General features: G+C 67.4%; 8 protein-coding genes. All 8 read right to left on the bottom strand.

Translation table 11 applies throughout. The annotated features are described in order from the left end of the window. Positions 1–125 precede the first annotated feature (125 nt). Complete coding sequence (locus N5D20_RS22935) at positions 126–1,103, bottom strand: ABC transporter substrate-binding protein (protein ID WP_043397112.1); 978 nt, start codon at positions 1,101–1,103, stop codon at positions 126–128. 16 nt (positions 1,104–1,119) lie between these two features. After that, the gene (locus tag N5D20_RS22930) at positions 1,120–2,865 is read right to left on the bottom strand and encodes an amino acid ABC transporter permease/ATP-binding protein (protein WP_197578659.1); all 1,746 of its coding nucleotides are present in this window, start codon (positions 2,863–2,865) and stop codon (positions 1,120–1,122) included. Continuing rightward, positions 2,862–3,413: a GNAT family N-acetyltransferase gene (locus N5D20_RS22925; protein ID WP_197578660.1), complete on the bottom strand. Its 552-nt coding sequence runs from the start codon at positions 3,411–3,413 to the stop codon at positions 2,862–2,864. Before N5D20_RS22925 ends, N5D20_RS22930 begins: the two co-directional genes overlap by 4 nt. Next, the gene (locus N5D20_RS22920; protein WP_197578661.1) at positions 3,410–4,630 is read right to left on the bottom strand and encodes a M20 aminoacylase family protein; all 1,221 of its coding nucleotides are present in this window, start codon (positions 4,628–4,630) and stop codon (positions 3,410–3,412) included. The genes N5D20_RS22925 and N5D20_RS22920 overlap by 4 nt, the downstream gene beginning before the upstream one ends. A 4-nt stretch (positions 4,631–4,634) precedes the next feature. Next, positions 4,635–5,978: an LLM class flavin-dependent oxidoreductase gene (locus tag N5D20_RS22915; RefSeq protein ID WP_197578662.1), complete on the bottom strand. Its 1,344-nt coding sequence runs from the start codon at positions 5,976–5,978 to the stop codon at positions 4,635–4,637. 18 nt (positions 5,979–5,996) lie between these two features. Continuing rightward, on the bottom strand, positions 5,997–6,974 hold the full coding sequence (locus N5D20_RS22910; protein ID WP_197578663.1) for an MsnO8 family LLM class oxidoreductase: 978 nt from the start codon (positions 6,972–6,974) through the stop codon (positions 5,997–5,999). A 14-nt stretch (positions 6,975–6,988) separates the two neighbouring features. After that, the gene (locus tag N5D20_RS22905) at positions 6,989–7,351 is read right to left on the bottom strand and encodes a DUF3088 family protein (RefSeq protein ID WP_014646898.1); all 363 of its coding nucleotides are present in this window, start codon (positions 7,349–7,351) and stop codon (positions 6,989–6,991) included. Positions 7,352–7,508: 157 nt separating this feature from the next. Then, a complete protein-coding gene (msuE, locus tag N5D20_RS22900) occupies positions 7,509–8,090 on the bottom strand; it encodes an FMN reductase (protein ID WP_197578664.1) in 582 nt (193 codons plus the stop codon). Between the last annotated feature and the right edge of the window lie 74 nt (positions 8,091–8,164).

Below are 8,164 nucleotides of genomic sequence, written 5' to 3'. Positions count from 1 at the left end.
TCATCGCGCATCGCGCGAACCGCAGCCGAGCATGGCTCGGCTCTACGAAAGGCAGACTCCGCGATTAGATCCACGCCATGGCTCGGCTCTACAAAGACGGAGGTAGCGCCGGGCCACGCCCGGCGTCATTGCAGCGTCGGCAACCCCGGTGGATTGGTCTGCGACTGCGGCACCGCTTCCTCGGCCACATTCCATCGCTTCAGCGCCTGCGCATAGGTGCCGCTGCCGATCTGGGTATTCAGCGCCTGGGTCACTGCGTCGGCCAGGCCGCTGCCCTTGCGCGTGGTCACCGAAATCGCCGCAGCATTCGGCCAGCCGCCAGGGAACAGGCCCACACGCCGCACCTTGCCATCGCGTGCCGAATAAGCGCCGGTGGCATTGGGCTCGAACGAGACATCGGCGCGGCCGGTGATCACCGCCAGTCTCCCCACCACCGCGTCGTCGAAGTACTGGTACTCCACCGGCTTCAGGCCCGCGGCGATGTTCTGCTGATCCCACTGACGCAGGATCTGGTCCTGGTTGGTGCTGGCACCCACCACCACCTTCAGGCCGGCAACGTCGGCGGGCTTCTCGATTTTCTGTATCGGCCCATCGGTGCGCGTGTAGATGCCCAGCAGGTCGTAACGATAGCTGGAGAAATCGAATTTCTTCTTGCGCTCCTCGGTGACAGTCACATTGGACAGCACCGCATCGTACTTGCCCGATTCCAGCCCCAGCGGCCAATCGGGCCAGGCCACCGGTACGATCACCAGCTTCAGGCCCAGCCCATCGGCGATCAGCCGCGCGATGTCCGGCTCGATGCCGACCACGTCCTTGCTGTCGGCGCCGTAATCGGCCAGCGGCAGCTGCCCCGGATGAGTGGCCACGGTGAACGTACCGGGGGTGACGAAGCGATAGTCGGCCGGGATCAACGCCTGCGCCTTCGGGTCAAACGTGCCCTTCAGCACGGCCGTGTTCGCACCGGCCAGGCTGGTCGCGGCCACGGCGCCGGCATCCGGTGCCTGGCGTACGCGCGAATAGACGATACCGGCGATGCCGATGACCAGCACGCCCACGATCAACAGGGTGCTGCGCGAGGGACGACGCGGTGCTGCAGGGCTCATGGTGTTCCTTCCGGGGCTACAGGGTCTTGGCCAGGAAATCGGCCGTGCGTTGCTGGTGCGGGCGCCCGAACAGGGCCTCGGGCGTGCCCTGCTCGATCACCCGCCCCTGGTCCATCATCACCACGTGATCGGCCACACGGCGGGCGAAGCTCAGTTCATGGGTGACGATCACCAGCGTGGTGCCGGAACTGGCCAGCTCCTCGATCACGCTCAGCACTTCAGCCACCAGTTCCGGGTCCAGTGCCGAGGTCGGTTCATCGAACAGCAGCACCTTCGGTTGCAGCGCCAGTGCGCGGGCGATCGCGATGCGCTGCTGCTGGCCACCGGACAGCTGGCGTGGGAAGGCATCGGCCTTGTCGGCCAGGCCGACCCGCTCCAGCAGTGTGCGCGCCTGCTGCTCGGCCTGCGCGCGCGATACACCACGTACCGCGATCGGTGCCTCGATGATGTTCTCCAGCGCGGTCAGATGCGGGAACAGGTTGAAGCCCTGGAACACCATGCCCACCTCGGAACGACGGCGGCGGATCTCGCGCTCGGGAAGTTCGTACAACGTGTCACCCTCGCGGCGGTAACCGATCAGCTGGCCGCCAACAGTCACGTAACCACTGTCCGCGCGTTCCAGGTGGTTGATCAACCGCAGCAGCGTGGATTTCCCGGCACCGGACGGGCCGATCAGCACCGTCACGCTGCCGGCGCGCAGGTCCAGGTTCACGTCTTCCAGCACCGGCTGATCGCCGAACACCTTGCCCACGCCATGCAGCGATACCGCCGCACCCTCGCCCGCTTCCACCTGGGTGGCGATGCGCGGGCGGTTGGCCACGCGCGGCGCAGCATCACTGGATGTCCGCACCGGTGACGACACCCGCGACACCGAGCGCTCGCGCAGCAGCTGGCCGCGCGCGAAGCGCTGTTCCACGCGCCGCTGCAGCAGCGACAACACGGTCAGGATCACCAGGTACCAGACCGTGGCCACCATCAGCAGCGGCACCACTTCCAGGTTGCGCCGATAGATCACCTGCACGGTGTAGAACAGCTCCGGCAGCGCCAGCACGTAAACCACCGAGGTGCTCTTGGCCAGGCCGATCACATCGTTGAACGCCGCCGGCAGGATCGAACGCATCGCCTGCGGCAGGATGATGCGGCGCACCTGGCGGCCACGCGGCAGGCCGAGCGCGGCCGCGGCCTCGTACTGGCCGTGGTCGACCGAGAGGATGCCACCGCGGATCACCTCGGCCGAGAACGCTGCCTGGTTCAGGGTCAGGCCCAGCACCGCGGCGGTGAACACACCGATCAGCTGTGTGGTCGGGTACGAGAACAGGCTGATGCCGGTGAACGGCACGCCCAGTTCGATGGTGCTGTACAGATAGCCCAGGTTGTTCAACAGCAGCAACAGCACCAGCAACGGGATCGAACGGAACAACCACACATAGCCCCACGACACCGCCGACAGCAGCGGCGAACCGGAGACGCGTGCCAGCGCGAGCAGCGTACCCAGCGCGAAACCGAGGCCGGTGCCAAGCGCGGTCAGCAGCAGCGTGCGACCCAGGCCTTCCAGCACCGGGCGTGCGAAGAACCACTCGGCGAAGGTGCCCCAACCCCAGCGCGGATTGCCCAGCACGGACTGCAGCCCGATCAGGATCAGCGCCAGTGCCAGCACCGTGCCGAAGACCTGCAGCGGATGCCGGGCCGGCACGATCTTCAGTGCCTGTCCGGGCGCCGGACGAGCGGCGATGCCCTCCAGCGCGGTCGACGGTGTGCTCATGCGTGGGCTCCGTGCAGCAGTGCCTGTGCAGGTGCAACGACGGGCGTCGTCGCTCGCAGGTGCTTCTCGAACGGCAGATGCGCAACCGTTTCCGGGTCGGCCTCCAGATCGAACAGCGCGGTGTAGCCGTGGCTCAGGTACAGGCCGACCGCCTCGGGCTGGCGGAAGCCGGTCGTCAGGAACACCCTCCGGTACCCTTGCCGTGCCGCCTGCTCTTCCAGCTCCTGCAGCACGCGCCGCGCAATGCCCTGGCGACGCAGCCCGGGCAGCGTCCAGATGCGCTTGAATTCGGCGGTATCCGGATCGCGGTGCGGCATGAACGCACCGCCGGAAATCGCCACCCCGTCGCGCAGCAGCAGCACGAAGGCGCCCACCGGGGCCGCAAAGGCCTGCGCCGGGTAGCGCTGCAGCTCCTCGCGAGCGCTGCCACCGATGCGTCGGCGCACGTCGGCATAGCGGCTGTCGTACTCCTGTTCAAGACCGTCGAACAGGGGCCGCGCCAGCGGATCATCCACCGAGGTATAGAGGAAGTGTTCGTTGCTGCTCATGCCACGTCCTTCACCAGATAGTCTTCGGCCAGTCGCGCCCACAGGCTGGCGGCGGGGGCAATGGCGGCGTCGTTGAACACATAGCGCGGGCTGTGCAGCGGTGCGCTGTCGCCGTTGCCGACGAACACGAAGCTGCCCGGTCGTGCCTGCAGCAGGAAGGCGAAATCCTCGCTGGCCGTGCGCGGCGCGAATTCGGGCACCACCTGTGCGGCACCGAAGCCCTGCACCGCCACCTCGCGGATGTAGGCGGTCTGCTGCGGGTGATTGATCACGCTGGGGAAGCCGCGCGGGAACTCGATCTCGGCGCGCGCACCGAACGCGGCGGCGGTCTGCTCGGCAATCTCGGTGACCCGGCGCCGCAGGGTGTCGCGCACTTCCGGCAGGTAGGCGCGCACGGTCAGCTTCAGCTCAACCACGTCTGGAATCACATTGGCGGCCTGCCCGCCGTGGATCGAACCGACGGTGACCACGCCCATCTGCCGCGGATCGACATTGCGCGACACCACGCTCTGCAGCGCGGTGATGATGTGCGCCGCCACCAGGATCGGATCGACGCTGCCCTGTGGCTCGGCGCCGTGGCCGCCCTTGCCGATCACCTTCAACCGTGCCCAATCCACCGACGCCATCGCCGGGCCATCGACGAAACCGAAGTGGCCCACCGGCACGCCCGGCCAGTTGTGCAGCCCATAGATCGCATCCACCGGGAAGCGCTCGAACAGGCCATCGGCAATCATCTTCGACGCGCCCGAACCGGTTTCCTCGGCTGGCTGGAACACCAGCTGCAGGGTGCCGTCGATATCACCGTGATGGGCCAGATAGTACGCAGCGGACAGCAGGATCGCGGTGTGGCCATCGTGGCCGCAGGCATGCATCAGGCCCTCGGTCTGGCTGGCATAGGCCAGGCCGGAGTCCTCATGGATCGGCAGTGCGTCGATGTCGGCGCGCAGGCCGAGGCGGCGGCTGCCCTGCCCGCGCTGCAGCGTGCCGACCACGCCGGTGCCGCCGAGCCCGGTGGTCACCTCATAGCCCCATTGCTGCAGCAGCTCGGCCACGCGGGCGCTGGTGCGGTGCTCCTCGAAGGCCAGCTCCGGGTGCCGATGCAGGTCATGGCGGATCGCGATGGCGGCCTCGGCGCGTGCTGCAATTTCCGGCAGCACGCCGATGGACGCGGGATCCCGCCGGGCATGGCCCGGCGCTACCGAGTTCTCTCCGCTCATCGCCTTATCCCGCCTTCCGCGCCGGTTCGGCATCGGCCGCATACCGGCTGGCCTTGTACGGCAGGTCCAGATGCTCGCGCAGGGTCTGCCCTTCGAGTTCACGCTGGTGGTAGCCGCGCGCCTGCAGGATCGGCAGCACCTGGGTCACGAAATCGTCCAGGCCTTCGCGCTGTGCGGCGAAACCAAGGATGAAGCCATCGCTGGCTCCGGCATCGAACCAGCGGATCAGCTCATCGGCCACATGCTCCGGTGTGCCGATGAAGTTCGGCCGTGGGCTCACCGCTTCAAGTGCCACCTGGCGCAGGCTCAGGCCCTTCTCACGCGCATCCTGCTTGATGCGGTCGGTGGTGGAACGGAACGAATTGCTGCCGATGTCACCCAGCTCCGGGAACGGTGCATCCGGGTCGTACTGGCTGAAATCGTGGTGATCGAAGAAGCGCCCGAGGTAGGCCAGCGCATCTTCCAGCGTGGCCAGTGCGGCAATCGCCTGGTACTTGGCTTCGGCTTCCTCGGCGGTGCGGCCGACGATGGGGCCGATGCCCGGGAAGATCTTCACGTCATTGCCGCTGCGGCCGTGCGCAATCGCCGAGTTCTTCACCTTCTGGGTGAACGCGCGGGTTTCTTCCAGCGACGGCGAATGGGTGAACACCGCGTCGGCGTACTTGCCGGCCAGTGCGATGCCATCATCAGACGAACCCGCCTGGAAGATCACCGGCTGGCCCTGTGGCGAACGCTGGATGTTGAGCGGGCCTTCCACCTGGAAGAAGCGACCCTTGTGGTCGAGGCGGCGGAATTTCTCCGGTGCGAAGAAGGTGCCGCTGTTCCGCTCACGCACGAAGGCGTCGTCGTCCCACGAATCCCACAGCCCCTGCACGACATCCAGGTACTCATCGGCGATCTGGTAGCGCAGCGCGTGCTCCGGGTGTGGCCGGCCGTAGTTGCGGCCCGAACCTTCCAACGGCGACGTCACCACATTCCAACCGGCACGGCCGCCGCTGAGCAGATCCAGCGAGGCGAACTGGCGGGCCACGGTGAACGGGTCGCTGTAGGAGGTCGACAGCGTGCCGGCCAGGCCGATCTTCTTCGTTGCCGTGGCCAGCGCCGACAGCAGCGAGATCGGCTCGAAGCGGTTCAGGAAGTGCGGGATCGACTTCTCGTTGATATACAGGCCATCGGCCACGAAGCCGAAGGCGATGCCGTTGTCCTCGGCGGTGCGCGCGATGTCAATGTAGAACTGCAGGTTGACGCTGGCATCGGCCGGATTGGATGGATGCTTCCAGGCATGCATGTGGCTGCCGGGGCCCTGCAGCATGATGCCGAACGGAATTTGGCGCGGGGTGGTGCTCATGGGAATCGCTCCTGCAGGTCAGGCCACCGCCGCGCGTGGCGCGGGCGACAGCAGCTCAAGGGAAGTCAGGCGTGCGTCGAGGTCGGCCACCGGCGCGTCGAGGACGAATTCGCCCACGCCGAAGCGCCGATGCAGCGCATCCAGTTCATCACGCACGTGCTGCGCATCACCGGACAGCACGCTGGGGCGCGTTTCCTCGATGCGGAAGTCGGCCACGCCTACCTGGCGTGCGTACTCGGCAGCCGCCTCGGGGCTGGGCAGGTTCACCGCCTGCCCGGGACCAAGGTGCAGCTTGTAGACGCGTAGCGCACCGATATGCCGCGCAGCCGCTTCGGCCGTAGGTGCGGCGAAGGCCACCGTGGCCAGCAGCGGGGGCTGCGAGGAGACGCTGCGGTAGGCATCGAACGCGGCCTCGATGTGCTTCGGGTCGCCATCGAAGTGCGCGGCGTAGACGAAGCGCCAGCCCAGCTCGGCCGCCTGCTTCGCACTCTGCGGGCTGGCACCGAGCAGGAAGCGCTCCGGCGCCTGCTGCGGGATCGGGCGCGCTTGCGCCTCGGTTTCGGTACTGGAAAGGTAGCCCTCCAGGTCGCGCAGTTGCTGGTCGAAGTCGGCAAACGCCGGTCGCCCCGCTGCCAATGCAGCTGTAGAGGCCGGCAGGCCACCGGGCGCCTTGCCCACGCCCAGATCCACACGCCCCGGCGCCAGTGCGGCCAGCAGGTTGAAGTTCTCCGCAACCTTGTACGGCGCGTAGTGGCGCAGCATCACTCCGCCGCTTCCGATGCGGATGCGCCGGGTCTGCGCCAGCACCCAGGCCGCCAGCACTTCCGGCGCCGGGCTGGCCAAGGTCGGCGCGGCGTGGTGTTCGGCGAACCAGTAGCGGTGGTAGCCCAGCTGCTCGGCACGCTGCGCCAGCTGCAGGCTGTTGCGCAGCGCCTGCTCCGGCGACGCGCCTTCGGCCACCGGGCTCTTGTCCAGTACGCTGATCTGATAGCTCATCGTCGCGTCCTCGCTCAGGGATGGGCCACGGGGATGCCGAGCAACCCGTTCAGTGCGGCCAGTATCGGCTCGGCGCCGGAGATGTACTGGCGGTCCTGGTGCGCGCCACTCGCAAGATCACTGCGCACGCCCTGCGGCAGCACCAGCTTCGGCAGCGACTGGTCCTGCTCGCCGATCTCGGCGATCACCTCGCGGCGCGGCCGCGCGAAGCCGATGCGGCGCACGTCCAGCTGCGCGTCCAGGCCGTCGATGCTCGACAGCGCCCCTTCCAGCAGCAGGCTGTGCCGGCAGAAGAAGCGCTGGCCGGGAATCTGTCCGTCCTCGAACTCACGGTCGAGCAGGAACAGGATGGGCTTGTCGGTTGCGTCCAGACTCACGGGGTCGTCCTCATCGGGGGGCGGCAATGCGATGCCGCTTCGATATCGATGCTAGAGATGACGGCGGTCGGCACGGCGATGCCAGACGACAATCGGCGGTCAGATCCGGCCACGCAGATGCGCCTTGGCCATAAGCAAAGCGCCGTCGGTTATGCCGTCAGGCGATGCGTCGCAGCGGCGCCGCTACCGCCAGCGCCTGCGTAGCCAGATGCCCGGCCGCACGCTCGGTCGCCAGCGCGATCCGCGCCTGCAAAGCAGCACTGTTGATGTGCTCGCCATCGAAGTCGGCAGGCGTGGCATACACCCCGATCGGCAGCGTGTGCGCCTGCAGGAAACTGAACAACGGCCGCAACTGGTGGTCGATCACCAGCGCATGGCGCTCGCTGCCGCCGGTCGCTGCCAGCAATACCGGCGTATCCACCAGCGCTTCCAGCCCGATGAAGTCGACCAGGTGCTTGAACAGCCCCGGATACGCCCCCCGATACACCGGCGCGGCCACCACCAGCAGCTCGGCCGACTCGATCGTCTGCAGCGCCTGCTCCACGGCGGGCTCCGCTTCATCGCGCGACAACGACTGCCCCAGCGAACGCGCGATCGGTGCCAGCTCCACCAGATCCACACTGGCGTGCACCCGCTGCTGCAGCGACGCCAGCAGGTGCCGCACCAGCAGCAACGTGCGCGACGTCGCCGAACTGGTCGGCGACCCCACCAATGCAACCACCTTCAATGCAGAAGACATGACCCTCTCCCATGTAGAGCCGAGCCATGCTCGGCTGCTTTCGCCTTTGTAGAGTCGAGCCATGCTCGACTGCT

It is taken from the genome of Stenotrophomonas sp. GD03877 (genome assembly GCF_029840555.1).
GTDB classification, from domain to species: Bacteria; Pseudomonadota; Gammaproteobacteria; order Xanthomonadales; family Xanthomonadaceae; genus Stenotrophomonas; species Stenotrophomonas geniculata.
Note: the sequence above shows the minus strand (reverse complement) of the source record. Positions and strands in the feature narration are given on the sequence as shown.